We start from the raw sequence: 20,180 nt of genomic DNA, 5'->3' as shown, positions 1-20,180 counted from the left end.
GCTCAAATCTCCGTATGCTCGGCGACGACCTGTTGCAGTCCGCTCTCATCGCGCCGGACCCTGAAGCATGTCGCGTACAGGGCGGGCAGGAAGAACACCGTCAGGACCGTGGCGATCGTGATGCCGCCCATCAGCGCGGTCGCCATCGGGCCAAAGAAGCCCGAGCGCAGCAGCGGTATGAGGGCGAGCACGGCGGCGGCGGCCGTCAGCATGATCGGCCTGAAACGTCTCGCCGTTGCACCGACAATCGCGTCGAAGCGCCCATGCCCGGCCGCAATGTCCTGGTCAATCTGGTCGACCAGGATCACGGAGTTGCGCATGATGATGCCGAACATGGCAATCACGCCAAGTAACGCGACAAAACCGAAGGGCTTACCGAACAGGAGCAGCGCGGCCACGACGCCAATCAGTCCGAGCGGCGCCGTCAGCACGACGATGAACGTGCGCGCGAAATTCCTGAGCTGGATCATCAGCAGCGTCAGCACGGCGATGATCATCAGCGGCATCTCCGCGTTGATCGACGTCTGCCCTTTTACGCTTTCTTCGACCGCGCCGCCCACCTCGATGCGGTAGCCAACCGGCAGCTTGGCGCGTAGCCCCGCGAGCGCATGCTCGATGTCGCGAGTCACGTCGATGGCCTGCGCGTCACCGCGGACGTCGGCCTGCACCGTGATGGTCGGTTGCCGGTCGCGCTGCCAGATCACGCCGTACTCGAGCGTGTTCTTGACATGTCCGAGCGAACCAAGCGGCACCGAGCCGTTGGGCGTGGGTATCGCGAGGCTCGTAAGCTGCGCGGGATTGATCCGCTCGCTCTTCGGCGCGCGCAGATCGACGTTGATGAGCTTGTCGCGCTCGCGGTACTGCGTAACCGTGTAGCCCGATAGTGTCATCGCGAGGAAGCTGGACACGTCCTCCGACGTAACGCCAAGCTGGCGCGCCCGGTTCTGGTCGATCTCGAACGAGATCGACCGTTCCGCCGGCTCGTCCCAGTCGAACTGCACGTTGCGCGAGCGCGAGTCGGCGCGGACCTTCCCGGCGACCGTTTCCGCGATCGAACGCACGGTCGCGATGTCGTCGCCGCTCACCCGGAACTTGACCGGGAAACCCACGGGCGGGCCATTTTCGGGCCGCGCTACGCGGGTGCGCGCGCCGGAAAAATCCTTCTCGAGTTTCGCATCGAGCCAGTGCATCAGCTCCTCGCGGTCTTCAATGCTTTTGGCCGTGATCACGAACTGCGCGAAGTTGGGCTGCTGAAGCTGCTGGTCGAGCGGCAGGTAGAAGCGCGGCGCGCCCGTGCCGACAAAGTCAACAAAGTGCTCAATCTCGGGTTTGCCGTCGAGCACCTTCTCGAGGCGCCTGGCTTCACGTAGCGTCGCCTCGAACGACGCGCCTTCCGGCAGCCGCAGGTCGACGAGTAGCTCTGGCCGTTCAGAGTTCGGGAAGAACTGCTGTGGCACGCGCGTAAAGGCCGCCATCGCGATCACAAAGATTACGGCGGTGGTGCCGAGCACAACCCAGCGGCGGTCGATACACCACGTGACCCAGCCCGACAGGCGCCGGTAGAAGCCGGTGTTATAGACGTCGTCCTCGTGATGGTGTCCGCCGCCCGCCTGGCCCTTGCGCTCAGGCAGCATGTGAAAGCCCAGCAACGGGACCAGCACGACGGCCGCGAACCACGAAACGATCAGCGAAATGGCCGACACTTCGAAGATCGAGCGTGTGTATTCGCCCGTGCTCGACTTGGCAAGCGCGATCGGCAGGAAGCCGCATACCGTGACGAGCGTACCCGTCAGCATCGGGAATGCCGTACTTGTATAGGCAAAAGCCGCCGCGCGCATGCGACTCCACCCCTGCTCGAGTTTCACCGCCATCATTTCGACGGCGATGATCGCATCATCGACGAGCAGCCCGAGCGCGAGCACGAGCGTGCCGAGCGAGACCTTGTCCAGCCCGATACCGAAGATGTGCATGCACAGTGCCGTCACGGCCAGCACGATCGGGATTGTGATCACGACGACCATGCCCGTGCGCAGGCCAAGCGAAACAAGACTCACGACCAGAACGATCGCGACCGCTTCGCCGACCGACCTCACGAACTCGTCCACCGAGCGCTTGACCGCGTGCGGCATGCTCGACACCGGAGCCAGCTTGAGACCGGCTGGCAGGGTTGCCTGCAGTTCGGCGGCTTTCGCGTCGAGCGCCTTGCCGAGGTCGATCACGTCACCGCCCTTTTGCATCGTCACGCCGATGCCGAGCACCGCCTGGCCCCCGACGCGCATCTGCGTGACGGGCGGATCATCGTAGCCACGTGTGATCTTCGCGATGTCGCCAAGCCGGAACGTGCGCTTGTTCACGGTGATCAGCATGTCCGCGAGCGCCTGCATGTCCTTGAACGCGCCGCTCGGTCGCACGAATACGCGGTCGTCCGCGGTCGTAATGGTGCCGACGGGTGCGACGGTGTTCTGTGCGTCGATGGCCTGGGCGAGCTGCTGGGGCGTGATCGAGAGCCGCGTCAACTGAGTGTTCGATATCTCGACGAAGATGTGCTGGTCCGGGTCGCCAAAGTAATCGACCTTTGCAACACCGGGTACGCGCAGCAGGACTGTGCGCAAACTGTCAGCGTAGTCGTGCAGTTGCGCCGGCGAAAAACCGTCGCCTTCAAGGGCATAGATGTTCGTATAGACGTCACCGAATTCGTCGTTGAACAACGGCCCGACCGTTCCCTTCGGCAACGTCGCCCTGATGTCGCCCACCTTCTTGCGCACCTGATACCACGTCTCGGGCACTTCCTTGACGGGCGCCGAGTCCTTCATCGCGAAGAAGATCATCGACTCACCGGGCCGCGAATAGCTCTTGATGTTGTCGATATAGGGCGCCGCCTGCAGCTGGCGGCCGATCCTGTCCGTAATCTGTTCCTGCACTTCGCGGGCGGTCGCGCCCGGCCAGTAAGTCTGGATCACCATCGTGCGGAATGTGAACGGCGGGTCCTCCGATTGCGGAAGATGCGTATAACCGATCACGCCGAAGAGCGTTGCGAGCCCGATCAAAAAGATCACCAGCTGCTGGTGGCGCAGCGCCCATGCGGACAGGTTAAAGCCACCTTCACCTGGCGTGTCGGCGTCGGAACGCGGGACGGGCGCGCTGTTGTGCGCGGATTCACTGTCGCGGGCGTTCATGACGGGAAATCCTCTGGATGCAGGGGGGGCACCACTTGCACGTGCTGGCCCGCACTCACGGCGTGTGCGCCCTGGAGCATGACGCGGTCGCCGTCGTGGAGGCCCGATCCGATCGAGACGGTGCGCTCGTCATATCGCTGGATAGTGACAGGGCGCAGTTCGAGTGTGTCGCTGCCGGCGCGCACCACCCAGACAGCGGGGTTCTCACCCTGGTGAAACAGCGCCGTCACCGGCAGCGTGAAGGCCTGCCCGACCGGCGCGTCGCCGACGGCATCGAACGCGACATTGGCCGTCATGCCGAGGCGCACGTCGGGGCTCTGGGCGGCCAACGTCAGCTTGACGCGCCAGGTGCGGCTCTCCTGATCGGCGGCAGGCGATACCTCGCGCACGCGCGCCTCAAAGGTCTTGCCGGGCAGCGCGGGCAGGCTCACGCGTGCCTTGCTGCCGACTGTCAGCGAGTTCAGCGTCCGCTCGGGCGCATCGCAGACGATATCCACGTCGCCCGTCCAGTCGAGGTGGTAGACGGCTTGCGTGGCCTGAACGTTCTGCCCGGTGTCGGCATCTTCCGATGTGATCACCCCGTCGTGATCCGCCGTAAGCGTGGCGTAGCGCAGATGATCCGTGGCGAGTGCCATCTGGGCAAGAGCGGAATCGCGCTGTGCGAGCGCGGAGGCGTAGGCATCCTGGGTTTGTTCGAGTTGCGCGGGTGCGATCAGGTTGGCGCGCGCCTGCGCCTGGTCGCGGTCGAGCTGCTGCTTCGCGTAGATGAAACGATGCTCGGCGGCATCGAGCTGCGCTCGCGCGTTAACGAGGTTATTGCGCAGATCGGTGGGGTCTAGCAACGCAACCGCCTGCCCCGCCTTGACAGTATCGCCGATGCGCACCCGCCGTTCGATGACGTTGCCTCCTACCCGGAACGAGAGAGGCGTGGAATACCGCGCCTGTACCTGAGCAGGCAACGAGGTACTGGACACGCGTCCGTCGGGATGAACGACGCGAGCGACGACGGGCTTGGGCTCCGGCGCAACGGTTTCGCGCGAGTGGCATGCCGAGAGCAGGATTGCGCCGCAAGCCGCGATCACGACGTGCGCCCGCTGCGGGGATCGCACGAACGAAGGTAAGAAGAAACGCGCATGCTTCGGCGCGACAGGACCGGAAGGTTTCACGATGTTCACAAGGCAGGTGATGATCCAGGTAAAAAAATTGCCCGATGCTGTGGACCAGCGTGCCATGAAGCACGGTTTTCCATCAGCCTGGACGCACAAACAATCACTCTTCAATACGTTAGTAATCCTACTTATATCCATTACATACCGACGACATGCCATCCCCGATAGGGACGTGCGAAATCGGCTTCCGATCCGCTTGCTTTCATGCATACGTGCCCCACGGTTCTGCTGCTGTCTGCCCCGGGATCAACGGAATGCCCTTCATACCGGGTTCTGCACGCGCTTCGTCGGCGCCGTTCGGTTCTTCGTCCTTCCCTTGTGCACGTCGCACAGGTGACATTAGACCCATGACTGATAAACTTGTCAACCATGACGTTTGAATCTAGAATCAGATCGTACAAAATAACCACGGAGCCAGCATGCCAAACGTCCCCAAACCGCTTGCGGGTCGTCGACGCGCCCCGAAAGCGTCGATTGCGCCGCGCGAGACTACCCATGGACGCTATCCGCGCGGTGCCCGACGCAAGCGCGAGACGCGCGCCCGTCTGCTGGAGGCTGCATTCGGACTCGTCGCGAAAAAGGGCATCGACAGCGTCACCATCAACGAGATCACGGAGGCAGCCGACGTCGGTTTCGGCTCGTTTTACAACCACTTCGATTCGAAGGAAGGGATCTTCACCGCGCTCGTCGAGTGGTTGTTCGAGGAATTCGCGAATACGCTCGATCGCCTCGCCAGCGGGCTGTCCGATCCGGCGGAAGTGATTGCCGTCTCAGTGCGTCACACGCTTTTACGGGCCTACCGGGAACCGGTATGGGGGCAGCTTCTGATACGCGAAGGGTTGTCACCCCGCGCGCTGAGCAGGGGTCTCGGTCAGCGACTGCTGAGAGATAGCGAGAAAGGGATTTCGGAAAGACGCTTTGCGGTCGGAGACCAGCTCATGTGCCTTGTCTCGGTGATTGGCACCGTCCTCGCGGGCATTGCGGCCGAGTTGCACTTTGCTGCCTCGTCAAAGCGGACTGTTCGTGCGCGAAAGGTGCTTCGCTCCAGAGAGGAAAAGTTTGCCGAGCGCACCGCGGCCGTTGTATTGCAGGCCTTTGGTATTAAACGCGTGGAGGCGGAGGGAATCGCCCGACGTCCACTGCCCGCAGGTCCCGACTGAAGACCGTTTGAGGAAAGTCAGCAGTTCGCCATGCGGGACGCAGGCGGAGGCGCGCTTAACAGCACACCGCACTCAGCTGTCGTTCTGCGGGGAGAGGTCATGCACGTACGCACTCTCGCGCGCAGCCTGCGCTTTCACGAGTCACAACCGGGTCTTTCGGCACCGTTGGCAACTTCGGGCGTCCGTCTTTTCCTTGCCGCTCCATTTCGGGAAGAGGCCGCCTTGCGATCTTGTTGGCCTCCGCGCGCTCAAGCCCAAGCATCTCCAGCACGGCCGCTGCCATTCGCTCGGCGAAATGCTCTCCTCGTACGCCGAACTCCTCCGGTACGTCACCACCCGGCGGCGCCAGGTGCAACTCTGCCGCGATTGCTGCAAGCAAGGTACCCTTGAGCGAAAGAAAACCGATGAACGGATCGGCGACGAAGAAGCGCTTGCCTGCGATGCCCCGCTGAGTGTCGCGCAGCAGGCGCCGCCCGAGGGTATGACTCAGCGCTCGCGCAGAAAATCCTTCGCGAATCAGAAAGTGCCCCCACAGCGGCTCACGGCTTGCCCGCCTGAGCGTATGACGCACGGCGACAGCGATCACTTCTGCCGGATCGGGCAAGTCGCAGGCGATGAGATCGAGCATATCGGCATATTCTTCGAATATGCGCTCGACGAGCGCGGCATAAATCGCTTCTTTCGATGCGAAGTGGTTATAGAACGATCCGAAACCTACGTCGGCAGCCTCTGTGATTTCGTTAATTGCAACACCTTCCATGCCGTTCCTGGCCATCAGCCGGAGAGCCGCCTCAAGCAGACGGGTTCGTGTCTCCTGCTTTTGGCGGAGTCCGCGCTGCTGCGGCTTCGCGGCCAGGCTGGTGGAAGGCTGCGCCGCGGACGTGGCGCATGTCGTGCTGTTGCGTTCGCGCGTTTGCGTCATAACGGCTCCAATATCAGTCCCCGCCATCGGGGCACAGTCAGTTTCTATAAAGCGTGCTCGCCAGATAACGGCGGCGCAGTTCCCGCAGTGCTGAAGCCAGTATGGCGCTAGCCGGCAGCGCGAGCAGCACGCCGAAGAACCCGAACAACCGGCCAAAAGCCAGCAACGCGAAGATCACCGCGAGCGGATGCAGGCCGATGCGCTCGCCAACAAGTCTGGGCGTAAGGACGAAGCTTTCGAGGATCTGGCCGATGCCATACACAAGAATCACCGCGCCGAAGCCATACCAGTTACCGAACTGCAGCAGCGCGGCGAGAAGCGCAAACGCGAGCCCGCTCGCAAACCCGATGTAGGGAATAAATACGGCCAGGGCCGTGAGGATGCCGACCGGTAGCGCCATATCCAGTCCGGCCATCATCAGTGCAATTGGGTAAAACGCGGCGAGCACTGCGATAACGAGCAGTTGCCCACGCAGGTACTGCGACATCAAGCGATCTGTTTCCCGAACGAACTCCCGCGTCCAGCCGAGCCAGCGCCGTGGCACGAAGCTTTCCATGCGCACGAATGCCTCATGCCTATCGTAAAGCAGGTAGAACAACACGAGTGGTACCAACACCACGTTGCTCACGATGTTGAGCATCACGTTGCCGCTCGTGCGCAGGTACTGCCACATAGCGAGAGCAACCCCCTGCTCACCCGCCTTGAGATGGGCCGCCAGGGCATCGCGGATACTGGCGAGATCGAGCGAGTAGCTCAATCCCATGAATGCCAGCCAGGGTTTCAGCTTTGCATCGAGCGTCGCCATCATCAAAGGAATCTGCTTTGTGAGTTCGGGCCCTTCCTTTTGGACCACCGCAAATATCAGCAAACCTAGCAGCGCGATGAGTGACGTAAACAAGGAAATCATGATGAGCGCCGCCAGTCCACGCGGCGTGCGATGACGTACCAGCCACTCCACGCCCGGCTGCAAAACGTACGCGATGATTGCACCAAGAAGAAATGGCGTAAGAACCGGGCGCAGGTACCATAGCAGGACGCCGACCGATAAAACTACGGCGCCCCAGAGCAACGATTGGCGATGGTATACATTCATAGGTGCACCCTTCGGGCGTGAGATCGTATGCGTTTGTTTTAGCCTGCCATACCGGGAGACGGCTCCCGGCTGGCTTGGGCCAATGTCGAGAAAGCCGGCATTGACAGGTCGCAGTTTGTTTGAGCGTCACTGACATGCTCCTCGTCGCCAGCGACGGATGAGGTGTCCGTGCGACCAGCGCACGCCTCTCAACGCCCCTTGAAGAAGAGGCGGGATAAGCTGTCGCCGGATTCATGCCCAGGCGCGTCGTTCGCCAGTGGCGCTGCCTCAGATCGACATTGCTACGTGAGGCGCGTTGCGGCTCCGCATATCGTCACTTTGCGGCCGCGACTTCTTCTCCCGGATCTCCGGCTTGTCAGTCTTTGCTTCCGATTGCCCATCGGATGGTCCGGTGACTTCGAACAACAAGGGCGGAGCACTCGGATATGCCGGCGCCGGAAGCAGCACCGCCCCAGGTGGTGGCGGCATCGTTGGAACGATGATCACGATGACGCGGGGTACAGGCGCGACCACCTGTACGCAACCGCTGAGCGCCGCCGTGATGGACAAAAGACACAGGCAGGTCAAAAAGTGCGGGCGTCGCTTCATTTTTGCCACCGATCCCGCGAATCACTTCGTTTGCAATGACAACTCATCTCTCAAACCTTTACAGTACCTGATGCAGCGCTCGCTGGTGCTGCCCGCTTTGCCTGGCCGCGGCGCTGCTTCTGCTTGTCGTCTGCCGGGCGTCGGCCGTCAATGGCGGGCTTGGGCAGCTGAAGCAGGATGGGGGGAGGCGGGCCGATAACCGGCGCAGGTACCAGCACAACGCCTGGTGGCTGGTCGCTGGTCGCTGGTCGCTGGTCGCTGGTCGCTGGTCGTACCGGCGATTACCCCGCTTGACACCATCGCCGGGACAGCAAAGCTTGCGAGCCAAACCAACTGACGCCTCCTTCGTCCATGCGCCGACAACAATGATGATATTATCACATATGTACGTTTAGTCAATAGTGACGATGGTGCTTACCGATTTGCGGGCGTCCAGACGGCATCTGCAAGGATGCGCGTTTCTTGAGCATGCGAAGCGTCGCACCGATAGACGTAATCACCGAACCGCCCTACATGGACGATCGCAGCGCCACGCTATCTCCGATGCGGAGCCGCTTTCCGCCGGGCGAAACCAGTGAAATAGGTTCTACAACGTAACGTCCGTCAGGCCGCAGACATGACGAATAACTGATAACTGTCATCCAGTCGTACACCTTTCCGTTGCTTGCCAAGGCCATGACTCGTTCGCGGAGGCCGCGGGGTTCACGAGGCGTCTCCCAGATGTCGCCGTAATAGCGACAGTTTTTGTCGGTCGACCGTAGCACCACGAGCCCCCCATTTACATTCGTACCCGGGACACCCTCGACGGTCGCGTTGATTAACGCATCGCTGGCCGCATATGAATTGAACACGACTGAAACCAGCAGTGCAGCGAACAACTTCTTCATTTTGCGATACCTCACTGTAGAATGACCGTTTTACGGCGCAACTGACCCCTGGGCTATTGCTAGCCCGTCAGGCCGCACCGACATATTTGCGTGCCCTATGAGCACGCTTGGGTCCAGTCTGATACCTGGCAACGCATGTAGCCTCCACAGTTGTAACTGACGGCTCGTCCAGGCATGCTGCCGGCCTTCAGAGATCAACTTCAATGAACGGGCGCAAACTTGTGAACACGCTTGCCAACGGCACGGAGTCGCCAGCAGGGAACGTCGGAACTCAACAGCAACTGCTGACGCAAAGCGGGCAAACGTTCATTCGCTCACCTGTGCGTGTGAGACTTAGTGTGCCCGTTCGCTCCTGAGCGCGACCAGACGCTCAAGCTCGAGCAGTGCGTCGCCAAGAACGTCGATTGCAGTGTTAACCGTGGAGGCTGTAGCAGCATCGCGTAACGCATGCTGCACTATCTCGTGAACAACTCCATTTTTCGGTTTCCGGAACTGAAGCGTGAAATGCTTTTCCATTAGTATTCCTATACAGATAGAGGGCCTTCGCTCCACTATCGGACTGAGTGGGCAGACACCCGGCAAGGTCGACAGACTGGTCATACAGGCAATCGGCGAGCGCGAAAGCGCCCTCATCTCGATCCGCCCGCAGAAAAAGGTACCAGTACTAGCATGACGCACGCGCGACTGTTGAACTTGCGTCAGCCTGCGTGGCAACTCGGCGCCTGCTGCGTAACATGTGGGGCAGTATACCCGCGCCGGGTAGCCAATCGCCCCGCACAATTAATAGTTGCAAATTGGTCAATACCTTATTCGGTACGGCAGCTTGCCCCCGCGCCCGAACATTCTGACACCGCGCGATGTATCGATTTGCGAGACTGCCACGTCACTTGTTGAATATCTCGACCGGCACGACGTAACCCTGCTTCTACCGCTCCCAGTGCCCTGATCGCTCAAGCCAGTTGAGTGCGCCCAGTGCGAAGCACGCCGCCCAATGCCTCCATCTGAAAATGCCCCACCATCGTCTTTGACTCGGCCACCCCGAAGGTAGGCACCGCGCCGTCACGCACTGACAAGGGAGTTCCCAGGGATACTTCCAGTGCGTTGATTCGCCTGGCTGCGTGAGTGGCTCGCGTGATCCGAATTGATGAGGTGTGGCTGGCAGTCGACGACTGAACCAGGGGCAGTTCGTCTGGCCTCACGCCGGTAGCGAACCGAAGCACCGCGCGCTCACGCAGGAGCAACTCGCCGGCCTGGTGGTGGGGCTGCCGTGGCAGTGCATCGGAGCGGACGGGGTGATCCGCATCGTATGAGGTCGGCAAGGACGTAAACGGCTGCGCTTCCACGGTGCCAGGGGTTCTGGCAGACTCATCTGCATGGACCTGCCCGCCGACCTCAACGCCCTCAGCCCGGAACAGTTGCGCGCGCTCGCCGCGCAGCTGATGGCCCAGGTCGAGGACAGGGACCGCGAAATTCAGGAGAAGACACGGGAGGTCGACGAGAGGGAACGGGAGTTGCATTACCGGCAGACCCGTATCGACCAGCTGACCCACGAGATCTCGTGATGGTCACCTGATTGGCCACAGCGTGACGAGCGACATTGGTCAGCGCCTCCTGGACGACGCGAAACAGCACGATGGCGCGATCCTCGCCCAGCACGAGATTCTCTTCCTGAACGCGAAGGTGACAAACCGTACGGTGACTGCGGTTGAATCGGCAGAGAGCCGCTCAAGCGCTGCGACAATGCCCGCGTCTAGAATCGCGCCGTCAATGGAATCAAGATCGGCGGACGATCCAAGGAGCACAATTCTCCGAACGGTTGCCGCAGTCCTCCCTGAGTATGGGGGCTCTCGTACGGTTGTATGCTTCGAGGGCAATCCGGCGTGCCGGATCCAGTAGGCCAAACTGCTGGGCCTGATCGTCAGGTACGACGCGGTCAGCCGGCATGACCCGTCGGCGGCCCGCAGTACGCTTGTCAAGCACGTTCACCCGCTGAACGCGGCGCCCTTGGGGGCGCGCGCTCAGCCTGCCTGTTCACGGACTGACGGGCCTGAAGCAGAGCCAGCACGGCGCCGAAGACAAGCGCACCAGCCACGCAGTAGATGCCGGCGTTCGTGCTGTGCGTCACGTCCTTCATCCAGCCGATGATCGATGCGCTGACGAAACCGGCGAGGTTGCCGATCGAATTGATCATGCCGATGGCCGCGGCAGCCGAGCCACCGGCGAGGATCGCGCTCGGATAAGTCCAGAACACAGGCATTGTGGCAAGCATGCCGGCCGTGCCGACGGTCAGCGCGAACATCGCGAGCGGAATATTGCCGGTCAGCTGCGTGCTGGCGAACAGGCCCGCGCCGGCGAGCATGGCGGGCACAGCGAAGTGCCAGCGCCGCTCGCCTGAGCGGTCCGCGCTGCGGGCCACGAGGAACATGCTCACGACAGCGCACGCATACGGAATGGCGGTCAGCATGCCCACGTCGAGCGCGGTGCGCACGCCGGTCGCCTTGACGAGCGTCGGCAGGTAGAAGCTGATTCCATAGAGACCCATCATGCAGCAAAAGTAGATGGCTGCCATCGTCCAGATACGGGCGTCGCGGAATATTCCGGCGAGCGAACCGTGAGTCTTGCCCGCGTCGTCCCGCTCGATGTTGGCCTCCAGCGCGCGCTTTTCTTCGTCCGTCAGCCAGTTCGCCGAGCGGATGCCATTCGGCAGATAGCGCAGCGTAACGACGCCCAGCACCGCCGAAGGAATCGCCTCGAGCAGAAAGAGCCATTGCCAGTTCGACCAGCCGCCCACGCCCTGGAACACGGCCATGATCCAGCCGGACAAGGGGCCGCCCACCACGCCGGCAATGGGAATGCCCATCATGAAGAGCGCGTTCATGCGCCCGCGCCGCCCGGCAGGAAACCAGTAGGTCAGATAGAGCACGATGCCCGGGAAAAAGCCCGCCTCCGCCACGCCGAGCAGGAATCGCATGACGTAGAACGACGTCGGCGTTTTCACGAAAAGCGACGTCGCCGAGATGACTGCCCAGGTGATCATTATCCGCGCGATCCAGATCCGTGCGCCCACACGATGCATGATGATGTTGCTCGGAACCTCGAAAAGGAAATAGCCGATGAAGAAGATGCCCGCGCCGAGGCCGTACACCGTCTCGCTAAAGGCCAGGTCGCTGAGCATCTGCAGCTTGGCGAAGCCGACGTTCACGCGGTCGAGGTACGCCGCGACGTAGCACAGGAACAGGAACGGCAAGAGCCGCCAGGTGGCTTTCGAATAAGCGCGGGTTTCCACCACGGTACGGTCGAGAGGGGCGTCGTTGGGTTTGGCGATGATATCCATGTCTCCAGTCTCTATTTTCTGATGCGATAGGGATGCCGCGGGGCACGGCGTGCGCCGCGCGGCGAAGTGAGAATGCTCGGGTCGAACTCCTGTAAAAGAACGGCTGGTGGCAGTGGCGTACCGTCCCGCGCGCGCTGGTCGTGTGCGCCGTTCAGGCGATCGCTTCGTCTACGATTTCGATCCAGTGGCGCACCGGCGTGCGTCCGCTTGCGCCCAGATGAGTCTGGCAGCCGATGTTGGCCGTGGCGATCACGTCGGGCTTGCCGCTTTCGAGCGCGTCGAGTTTTTTGTCGCGAAGCGTGCGGGCAAGGTCGGGTTGCGTGAACGAATAGGTTCCCGCCGATCCACAGCACAGGTGCGCGTCGGGGACAGGCGCGAGGTCGAAGCCAACCCGGCCGAGTACCGCCTCCACCAGGCCGCCAAGTTTTTGCGCATGCTGCAAGGTGCAAGGGCAATGGAAGGCGACGCGCTTGTCGGCGTTGATCTGCAACTGTTCGAGCGGCGTGTCGGTGAGGACTTCGCCCAGATCGCGCGTGACTTCGCTGATGCGGCGGGCCTTGTCAGCATAGGCCGGGTCGTCGCGCAGCAGGTGGCCGTACTCCTTGACGAACGCACCGCAACCGCTCGCCGTCTGGATGATCGCCTCCGCCCCCGCGCGTACCTTTGGCCACCATGCGTCGATATTGCGGCGTGCTAGCGCAAGCCCCGCTTCCTGGGCGTTCAAGTGATAGTCGGTCGCGCCGCAGCAGCCGACCTCCGGCGCAGGCTCGATGCTGATGCCGAACCGATCCAGCACGCGCGCGGCGGCCGCGTTCGTATTCGGCGAGAGCGAACGTTGCGCGCAGCCTTCGAGCATCAGCATGCGACGAACATGGCGCACAACGGGCCGTTCGCGGGCGACGGGCGCGCGGCGAGGAATCTTCTCGCCGAGTGCATCGGGAAGAACAGGCCGCATCAATTGCGCGACCTTGAGCAATACATTGAACGTCCTCGCGCGCGGGACTACGTTGCGCAGACCAGCACGCAGCGCGCGGTCGGCCACGGGCCGTTCGACCCGGCGCTCCAGCATCTCTCGGCCGATGTCGAGCAGCGCGTGATAGGTCACACCCGACGGACACGTCGTCTCGCAGTTGCGGCACGTCAGGCACCGGTCGAGATGCAGTTGCGTCCTGCCGGTGACCGGTTCGCCTTCGAGCATCTGCTTGATCAGATAGATGCGTCCTCGAGGGCCGTCGAGCTCGTTGCCCAGGAGTTGATACGTCGGGCACGTGGCGTTGCAGAAGCCGCAGTGTACGCACGACCGGAGGATGTCTTCCGCCTCTTTCGCGCGCGTGAGCGCTTTTGCTTCGTCGCTGAGATTTGTTTGCATGGTCGTGATCGCTTCAGTAATCGGCGTACATGCGCCCGGGATTGAAGATGCGGTGCGGATCGAGGCGTTGCTTCAGCTGCCGGTGAAAGCGCATCAGCGGTGCGGCGAACGGATGAAACGGTTCGATACCCGGCCTCGGCGTGAAGCAGGTCGCATGGCCGCCCGCCGCGCTTGCGATCTGGCGAATCGCCGCGGCGGGCGCGTCGCTCTTGAGCCATCGCTGGGCGCCGCCCCAGTCGAGCAGCGTGGCGCCCGGCAACGCGACGAGCGGCGTATTGTTCGGCAGCGACAGACGCCAGAGCGGGCGGGGATCGTCGAAGAAGGCGAGACGCTGCTCGCACAGCGACTCCCAGAACCGCGGGTCGAGATCCTCGCCGCCGATGCGATCGAGCGCCGCGCGCACCGAGCCCGTGCCGCCTTCGAGACGCAGATGCAGCTTGCCGTCGAGGTGGCACGCGCCGCTCACCGGCAGCGCCGCCTTGCGCCATGCCGACAGCTCGCGCATCGCGTCGCCAGCTTCGATCTCGACCGTGAGGCTGCGTGCTTCGCGCGGCCTGGGCAGTACCTTCAGCGAGACTTCCGTGATGAGCCCGAGGCAGCCGAAGCTGCCGCCGATCAGACGCGACACGTCGTAACCCGCCACGTTCTTCATGACCTGTCCGCCGAAGCGCAGATGCTTCGCCTCGCCCGTGATGATCCGGCAGCCGAGGATGAAGTCGCGCACCGAACCGGCCCACGGCCTGCGCGGACCGGACAGGCCACACGCGACGACACCGCCTACAGTAGCGCCGCCGCCGAACGTCGATGGCTCGCAGGGGAGCATCTGGCCGGCCTGGTCGAGGATCGCGTTCATTTCCGCGAGCGGCGTGCCGGCGCGCGCAGTGATGACGAGCTCGCTCGGGTCATAGCTCACGATTCCGCGATGCGAGCGCGTATCGAGTTCTTCGCCGGTAACGGGCCGTCCGAGCAACGCCTTGCTGCCGCCGCCGCGAATGGAGAGCGGCTTTCTTTCGGCGAGTGCGCTGCGAACGTGCTCGACGAGCCGCGCGCTGTCGTCGATGGAAATGAGGTCGCGTCGCATCAGAAGCGCTCCAGTTCGGGAAAGGGCAACGCGCCGTGATGCACATGCATCGAGCCGAACTCGGCGCAGCGATGCAGCGTCGGCACGTTCTTGCCGGGATTGAGGAGCCCCTCGGGATCGAAGGCGGCCTTGACCGCGTGGAAGAACGTCAGTTCGTCGCGGTTGAACTGCGCGCACATCTGGTTGATCTTCTCGCGTCCGACGCCGTGTTCCCCCGTGATGCTGCCGCCCACCGCGACGCACAGCTCGAGGATGCGCGCGCCGATCGCTTCGGCGCGGTCCATTTCGCCGGGTGCGTTGGCATCGAAGAGGATCAGCGGATGCATGTTGCCGTCGCCGGCGTGGAACACGTTCGCGACGCGCAACCCGTATTGCGCCGACAACTCCGCGATGCCCCGCAGCACGCGCGACAGCTCGCGGCGCGGAATCGTGCCGTCCATGCAATAGTAGTCGGGCGAGATGCGGCCAACGGCCGGAAACGCGTTCTTGCGACCCGCCCAGAAGCGCTGGCGTTCGGCTTCGTTCTTTGCGAGGCGGATATCGGTCGCGCCTGCCGCCCGCAGCAGCATCTCGACGCGCTCGCAGTCTTCCTGAACGTCCGATTCCGCGCCGTCGACTTCGCACAGCAACAACGCTTCGGCATCGACTGGATAGCCTGCGCGAATGAAGTCCTCCGCCGCGCGGATTGCGAGGTTGTCCATCATTTCGAGACCGCCCGGGATCACGCCCGCGCCGATGATCTGCGCTACTGCATCGCCGGCCTTTTCGATGTCGTCGAAACTCGCGAGCAGCACCTTTGCACTCTGCGGCCTGGTCAGCAATTTCACGGTAACTTCAACCACGACGCCGAGCATCCCCTCCGAACCGGTGAAGAGCGCGAGCAGATCGAAGCCGGGCGAGTCGAGCGCTTCGGAGCCGAGCGTGAGCCGCTCTCCGTCGATCGTCACGATCTCGACCTTCAGGATGTTGTGGACCGTCAGCCCGTACTTGAGGCAATGTACGCCGCCCGCGTTCTCGGCGACATTGCCGCCGATCGAGCACGCGATCTGCGATGACGGATCGGGCGCGTAGTAAAGCCCATGAGGTGTGGCTGCCTGCGAAATCGCGAGATTGCGCACGCCCGGCTGCACGCGGGCGGTGCCGGCTTCGGCATCGATTTCGAGGATGCGGTTGAAGCGCGCCATCACGAGGAGGATGCCTTTTTCCAGCGGCAAGGCGCCCCCGGAAAGCCCGGTGCCCGCGCCTCGTGCGACCACGGGTACACCGTGCGCCGACGCGTACTTCAACAGCGTCTGAACCTCGCCGATGGTGCCGGGCAGGGCGACGAGCATCGGCGTGATGCGGTAGGCGGACAAGCCGTCACATTCGAACGGCCGGAGGTCTTCCTTTTCATGCAGAAGCTGCAGATCGGGAAGAAGTGTCTGCAGCTCGCGCACGATCACGGCTTTGTCGTGATCGCGAAGCGGGCCGTCGAGCCTCTCGTCGTAGGTGTAGGTCATGCGATGTCTCCTGTGGGTCCGCGGCTTCTTGCGAGCTTCGGATTGGCTGCATGTTTTCCCGATTGTTGCGGGTCGGGGCGGTCATGTCGAAATATTTCATGGTGGTAATACCAGTTTTTTGAGGGTGTCTTTCTTGCCGGGATCGCTTAAGTCATGTGTTTCAAATGGTCCAGGACAAACACTTACCCGCTACCGTGCTAGCATACAAAAGTGGTCATACCAGTGCTGAACACCGTGGAAGAGACAGAACAGGAAGGCAGGCGGCAACTCGCGGACGTGGTCGTCGAGCGCATCGAGCGGCTGATTGTCGACGGCGTGCTGAAACAGGGGCAGACGCTGCCGTCAGAGCGTCGCCTGACGGAAAAGCTTGGCGTGTCGCGAACGGCGCTGCGGGAGGGGCTGAAGATCCTGCGCGCGCGGGGACTGATCGACACAGCACAAGGGAAGGGTTCGTTCGTCGCAAAGCTGACCGCCGAGCCGGCGCAAACGCCGCTGATGCATCTGCTCGGATCGCAACCGCGCACGCTGTATGACTTGCTCGAAGTGCGCGAGATGCTCGAAGCCGAATCGGCTCGGCTTGCGGCGCTGCGCGGCACGCCCGCCGACTACATCATGATCACACGCCGCTACGACGAGATGGTGGCCGGCCATAAGGAAGAGACGGATGCATCAACGCATGCGCGCCTCGATCATGCGTTCCACCTCGCGATCTGCGAGGCGTCGCACAACCCGGTGCTCGTGCATACGCTCGCTACGCTAAACGATCTGATGCTGAGTTCGGTGTTCGCATCGGTGAACAACCTGTATCACCGCGAGCCGCAGAAGCGGCTTATCGACCGGCAGCACGCGCGCCTCTATAACGCGGTAACGGGCAAGCTGCCGGAGCAGGCGCGCCGGGCGGCGAGCCAGCATATCAGGAGCGTGCGCGAGAGCTTCAAGGAAATCGAACAGGAAGAGCAGCGGCTCGTGCGGTCCACGTTGCGTCTCGAGGGGTGGACTTGAAGTACATCAGCCGATGAATTGCCGTCCGACACTGGCCCGGCCGAAACTCATCCCCGTACTGTCGACGATGATGCTCACGTCCTCGCCGTCGGCCAGTCGTTCGCACCGTTGCGTGAGCTTGACGTCCAGCGCGGCAAACAGATCACACAGGTGGCCGAAGCTGGGAACCGGGATGTCCAGCCCCCGGGCAGCCCAGTAATCTTCCATATAGCGGTGATTTGCCGCATTCCCCAGCCGAACAGCCGGTAGAACGTATAGATCAGTTCAACGTACGGCCGGCTGTACGACGGCAGCCGTCCAGACACTCCGCGCACATACGGCGACGCCGTGATGAATTGCGCCTTGAGATCGCCATCGGGAAAATAGAGGCCGATTTTTCCACGCTTCTTCAGACTCTCGTTGTATTCACGACAGTTCGTCACCCGATAGTCAGGTTTTTTGCGCTTACGCTCCTGACCGTCTTTGAGTCTGGCTTTGTACGGCATCCGCTTTGATCCACGCGCCCCTTGATCTTGCGATTCTTAACACCCGTCCCCCTTCCGAACAAAGCCGTACGGCAGCGCCTGACGTACCAGAAGTTTGAGCATCTGTACGTAAAAGAAGAACCACGCGCTGCAAGAGCCCAAGTCGGAAAGACAGTTTTGCTTGATGCGGAACATCGTGCGGCGGAGGTTAGCGCCGCGTGCAAAAACGTTCATCAAAGTGCGGCAAGGCGAGTCAGCACCATACTGCCTTCGTCTGTGAGCGCAAACTGCGTGTCGATGATCTGCACGAGTCCCGCATCCACCAATTCAAGATAATCGGCGGTACCGGATGTCAGCTCTACGGGCGCAGATGAGAGCAACAGCAGCGCGGCAAATTCATGGGCGCTCAGAAGGCGCCGAAGCCTGCCGTGGTGCGACAACATATTCAATTTGAGAGCCTTGTAGCGGTCATACTTGCCACCCGAAATCGGAGCAAAATCCTAGAGGTCCGACCCGGAACCTGTCATGTGTTGGTGCCAGCATGAGTCATGGAGCGTATTTCATAACAATGCACTCATGCGTCGAATGCCGAATTTCTAACCATGGCGAATTGCTGTCGCTATCCTGTGGGCTTGCTCCAATTCATTGTAGATATAGCGGCGCGACCACGGCAGTGTCTTCGCGCTGCGTCCTGCCTTGCGGCACACCACCTGATAGATCGACGCGTCGTCGTTTTCGAATGCATACGCGCAGCCCGCGAGATACACGCGCCAGATGCGGAACTTCTCGTCGTCGACGAGCTGCTTTGCCTGTGCAGTCGTGGCCTCGAAGTTCTCGGCCCAGATATCGAGCGTGTGCGCATAGTGACGGCGCAGGCTTTCGACGTCAACCGCTTCGAGCCCACCGCGCTGCATCGATTCGAGCGCGAGGCTGATGTGGGGCAGTTCGCCGTCGGGGAACACGTATCTGTCGATGAACTCGCGGCCGCCGAGCGCCGTTTCGCCGCTGTCGTAATCCGCCGACGTGATGCCGTGATTCATCGCGATGCCGTCATCGGTGAGCAGGTCGCGGATCTTCTGGAAGTACGCGGGCAAATTCTTGCGGCCCACGTGCTCGAACATGCCGACGCTCGTGATGCGGTCGAACTGGCCTTCGACATCGCGATAGTCCTGCAGCCGGATTTCGATCTGGCCTTCGAGCCCGGCTGCTTTCACGCGCTGCGTCGCGAGGTCGAACTGGTTCTGCGACAGCGTCACGCCGACGCACTTCGCGCCGAACTTCTGCGCCGCGCGCAGCACGAGCGCGCCCCAGCCGCAGCCGATGTCGAGCAGACGCTGACCCGGCTGGACCTGGATCTTCGTCAGGATGTGATCGATCTTCTTGATCTGCGCGGTGGCGAGATCTTCGTCGCCGTTCTCGAAGTACGCGCACGAGTACACCATGTTCTCGTCGAGCCACAGCTTGTAGAACTCGTTCGAGACGTCGTAGTGATACTGGATCGCTTTCTTGTCCGACGTTTTCGAGTGATTGAAGTAGCGCCGCACGCGCGCAAGCTTGCTGGCACTGGTGACCGTGCTGCGCGCAAGCGAATAGCCGATGTTGATGATGTCGGACAGCTTGCCTTCGATGTCGATCTTGCCCTTCACATACGCCTCGCCGAGATTGTCGAGGCTTGGTTCGAGCAGGAGGGGCAGCGCGGACGCGCTGTTCACCTTCATTGTCACCTGCGGAGCCGCGAAAGTCCCGAAATCGAAGTGCCGCCCATTCCATAAGACGAGGCGAACTGGCAGGTTCGTGTTCGTTCGCACGGTTTCCACCCATCCACTCAATTTCTTTTCGTAAATCATTCTCGTATTCCCCGAATCCGTCATCTGACCCGTAAGTCCTCGGTGCAACGCATGGCGTCACGCGACCCGTTCACAGCCTTTTCTATATACGCACCATCTCGAACTCGTTCTTTTTCGCGTCGCACAATGGGCATACCCAGCTGTCCGGGACGTTGTTCCACGGTGTTCCAGGTGGAATGCCGTCTTCCGGCACACCGGACGCTTCATCGTAGATCCATCCGCAGATGATGCAGACCCAGAGATGGCTAGCGGGTGAAAAGGGTTCGACTGTTTCGCTCATCGCTTCACATTCAGGTTGACAATTTCTCTCGCCAGGAGGATCGCGCGTGCCTTTAAGAACCCCTGCGTCGCAAGCACCCGCCGGCAAGTGTTATTACCAGATCAAGATAGGTAAAACCCTTGCATCCCGGAAGACCTGCCCGGACAACACAGCTTTGCAAGTTTGGGATGACTGCCATGACTGAGGATGTCTGTATGGATATACCGGCAAGCGACCTTGCATGTTCAGGCTCAAGCGGCAAAACACCGGATCCGAAAGCAGCGCGCATTACGTTGGTAGGCCCTTTCCTGTAATACTGATTTCGAAGCA

Annotated in this window: 18 protein-coding genes and 1 pseudogene; 5 read left to right on the top strand and 14 right to left on the bottom strand. The window is 61.8% G+C overall.

The genetic code is table 11. From position 1 onward, the window contains the following. Window positions 1–2: 2 nt before the first annotated feature. Complete coding sequence (locus HV744_RS16400; RefSeq protein ID WP_175150530.1) at window positions 3–3,176, bottom strand: efflux RND transporter permease subunit; 3,174 nt, start codon at window positions 3,174–3,176, stop codon at window positions 3–5. Then, the gene (locus tag HV744_RS16395) at window positions 3,173–4,351 is read right to left on the bottom strand and encodes an efflux RND transporter periplasmic adaptor subunit (RefSeq protein WP_246279067.1); all 1,179 of its coding nucleotides are present in this window, start codon (window positions 4,349–4,351) and stop codon (window positions 3,173–3,175) included. The genes HV744_RS16400 and HV744_RS16395 overlap by 4 nt, the downstream gene beginning before the upstream one ends. Before the next feature lie 413 nt (window positions 4,352–4,764). Here HV744_RS16395 and HV744_RS16390 point away from each other — a divergent pair, with 413 nt between their 5' ends. Then, window positions 4,765–5,505 carry a TetR/AcrR family transcriptional regulator gene (locus HV744_RS16390; RefSeq protein ID WP_175150529.1) on the top strand — a complete coding sequence of 247 codons (741 nt, stop codon included), beginning with the start codon at window positions 4,765–4,767 and terminating at the stop codon, window positions 5,503–5,505. Window positions 5,506–5,602: 97 nt separating this feature from the next. Here the strand turns inward: HV744_RS16390 and HV744_RS16385 are convergent, their stop codons facing one another. Together HV744_RS16385 and HV744_RS16380 are read right to left on the bottom strand one after the other, a co-directional pair. Continuing rightward, entirely contained in the window at window positions 5,603–6,427 is an 825-nt protein-coding gene (locus tag HV744_RS16385) for a TetR/AcrR family transcriptional regulator (protein ID WP_175150528.1), read from the bottom strand. 37 nt (window positions 6,428–6,464) lie between these two features. Continuing rightward, complete coding sequence (locus HV744_RS16380) at window positions 6,465–7,520, bottom strand: AI-2E family transporter (protein WP_175150527.1); 1,056 nt, start codon at window positions 7,518–7,520, stop codon at window positions 6,465–6,467. Window positions 7,521–7,911: 391 nt separating this feature from the next. Here HV744_RS16380 and HV744_RS16375 point away from each other — a divergent pair, with 391 nt between their 5' ends. After that, on the top strand, window positions 7,912–8,307 hold the full coding sequence (locus HV744_RS16375; protein ID WP_175150526.1) for a hypothetical protein: 396 nt from the start codon (window positions 7,912–7,914) through the stop codon (window positions 8,305–8,307). Window positions 8,308–8,617: 310 nt separating this feature from the next. On the opposite strand, the gene HV744_RS16370 is transcribed toward HV744_RS16375, so the two are convergent. Together HV744_RS16370 and HV744_RS16365 are read right to left on the bottom strand one after the other, a co-directional pair. Then, the gene (locus HV744_RS16370; protein WP_246279061.1) at window positions 8,618–8,995 is read right to left on the bottom strand and encodes a hypothetical protein; all 378 of its coding nucleotides are present in this window, start codon (window positions 8,993–8,995) and stop codon (window positions 8,618–8,620) included. Window positions 8,996–9,328: 333 nt separating this feature from the next. Then, window positions 9,329–9,511, bottom strand: a complete 183-nt coding sequence (locus tag HV744_RS16365; protein WP_175150525.1) for a hypothetical protein — start codon at window positions 9,509–9,511, stop codon at window positions 9,329–9,331. Window positions 9,512–10,146: 635 nt separating this feature from the next. On the opposite strand from HV744_RS16365, the gene HV744_RS16360 reads away from it, so the two are divergent. After that, window positions 10,147–10,305 (top strand): IS66 family insertion sequence element accessory protein TnpB, encoded by a 159-nt coding sequence (locus HV744_RS16360; RefSeq protein ID WP_175150524.1) that lies wholly within the window; start codon window positions 10,147–10,149, stop codon window positions 10,303–10,305. Between the two features lie 63 nt (window positions 10,306–10,368). Next, window positions 10,369–10,554: pseudogene (locus HV744_RS16355) on the top strand (IS66 family transposase); the annotation flags it as partial. A gap of 413 nt (window positions 10,555–10,967) precedes the next feature. On the opposite strand, the gene HV744_RS16350 reads toward HV744_RS16355, so the two are convergent. The 4 genes from HV744_RS16350 to glcD all read right to left on the bottom strand — a co-directional run bounded on the left by HV744_RS16350 (window position 10,968) and on the right by glcD (window position 16,278). Further along, window positions 10,968–12,329, bottom strand: coding sequence for an MFS transporter (locus HV744_RS16350; RefSeq protein WP_175150523.1), 1,362 nt, complete (start codon window positions 12,327–12,329; stop codon window positions 10,968–10,970). A 151-nt stretch (window positions 12,330–12,480) separates the two neighbouring features. Further along, entirely contained in the window at window positions 12,481–13,698 is a 1,218-nt protein-coding gene (gene glcF, locus HV744_RS16345; RefSeq protein WP_175150522.1) for a glycolate oxidase subunit GlcF, read from the bottom strand. A gap of 13 nt (window positions 13,699–13,711) precedes the next feature. Then, the gene (glcE, locus tag HV744_RS16340) at window positions 13,712–14,779 is read right to left on the bottom strand and encodes a glycolate oxidase subunit GlcE (protein ID WP_175150521.1); all 1,068 of its coding nucleotides are present in this window, start codon (window positions 14,777–14,779) and stop codon (window positions 13,712–13,714) included. Further along, complete coding sequence (glcD, locus tag HV744_RS16335; RefSeq protein ID WP_175150520.1) at window positions 14,779–16,278, bottom strand: glycolate oxidase subunit GlcD; 1,500 nt, start codon at window positions 16,276–16,278, stop codon at window positions 14,779–14,781. The genes glcE and glcD overlap by 1 nt, the downstream gene beginning before the upstream one ends. Window positions 16,279–16,512: 234 nt before the next feature. Between glcD and glcC the strand changes: the two genes are divergently transcribed. After that, the gene (glcC, locus tag HV744_RS16330; protein WP_175150630.1) at window positions 16,513–17,280 is read left to right on the top strand and encodes a transcriptional regulator GlcC; all 768 of its coding nucleotides are present in this window, start codon (window positions 16,513–16,515) and stop codon (window positions 17,278–17,280) included. A gap of 74 nt (window positions 17,281–17,354) precedes the next feature. Here the strand turns inward: glcC and HV744_RS16325 are convergent, their stop codons facing one another. The 4 genes from HV744_RS16325 to HV744_RS16310 all read right to left on the bottom strand — a co-directional run bounded on the left by HV744_RS16325 (window position 17,355) and on the right by HV744_RS16310 (window position 19,871). After that, a complete protein-coding gene (locus tag HV744_RS16325; protein ID WP_175150519.1) occupies window positions 17,355–17,765 on the bottom strand; it encodes a transposase in 411 nt (136 codons plus the stop codon). Between the two features lie 212 nt (window positions 17,766–17,977). Further along, complete coding sequence (locus tag HV744_RS16320) at window positions 17,978–18,193, bottom strand: hypothetical protein (RefSeq protein WP_425497739.1); 216 nt, start codon at window positions 18,191–18,193, stop codon at window positions 17,978–17,980. Window positions 18,194–18,340: 147 nt separating this feature from the next. Next, window positions 18,341–19,591, bottom strand: a complete 1,251-nt coding sequence (locus tag HV744_RS16315) for an SAM-dependent methyltransferase (protein ID WP_175150518.1) — start codon at window positions 19,589–19,591, stop codon at window positions 18,341–18,343. Window positions 19,592–19,673: 82 nt separating this feature from the next. Next, window positions 19,674–19,871 carry a rubredoxin gene (locus HV744_RS16310; protein ID WP_175150517.1) on the bottom strand — a complete coding sequence of 66 codons (198 nt, stop codon included), beginning with the start codon at window positions 19,869–19,871 and terminating at the stop codon, window positions 19,674–19,676. Between the last annotated feature and the right edge of the window lie 309 nt (window positions 19,872–20,180).

Origin of the sequence: Paraburkholderia ultramafica, from assembly GCF_902859915.1 — a bacterium.
GTDB lineage: Bacteria > Pseudomonadota > Gammaproteobacteria > Burkholderiales > Burkholderiaceae > Paraburkholderia > Paraburkholderia ultramafica.
Note: the sequence above shows the minus strand (reverse complement) of the source record. Positions and strands in the feature narration are given on the sequence as shown.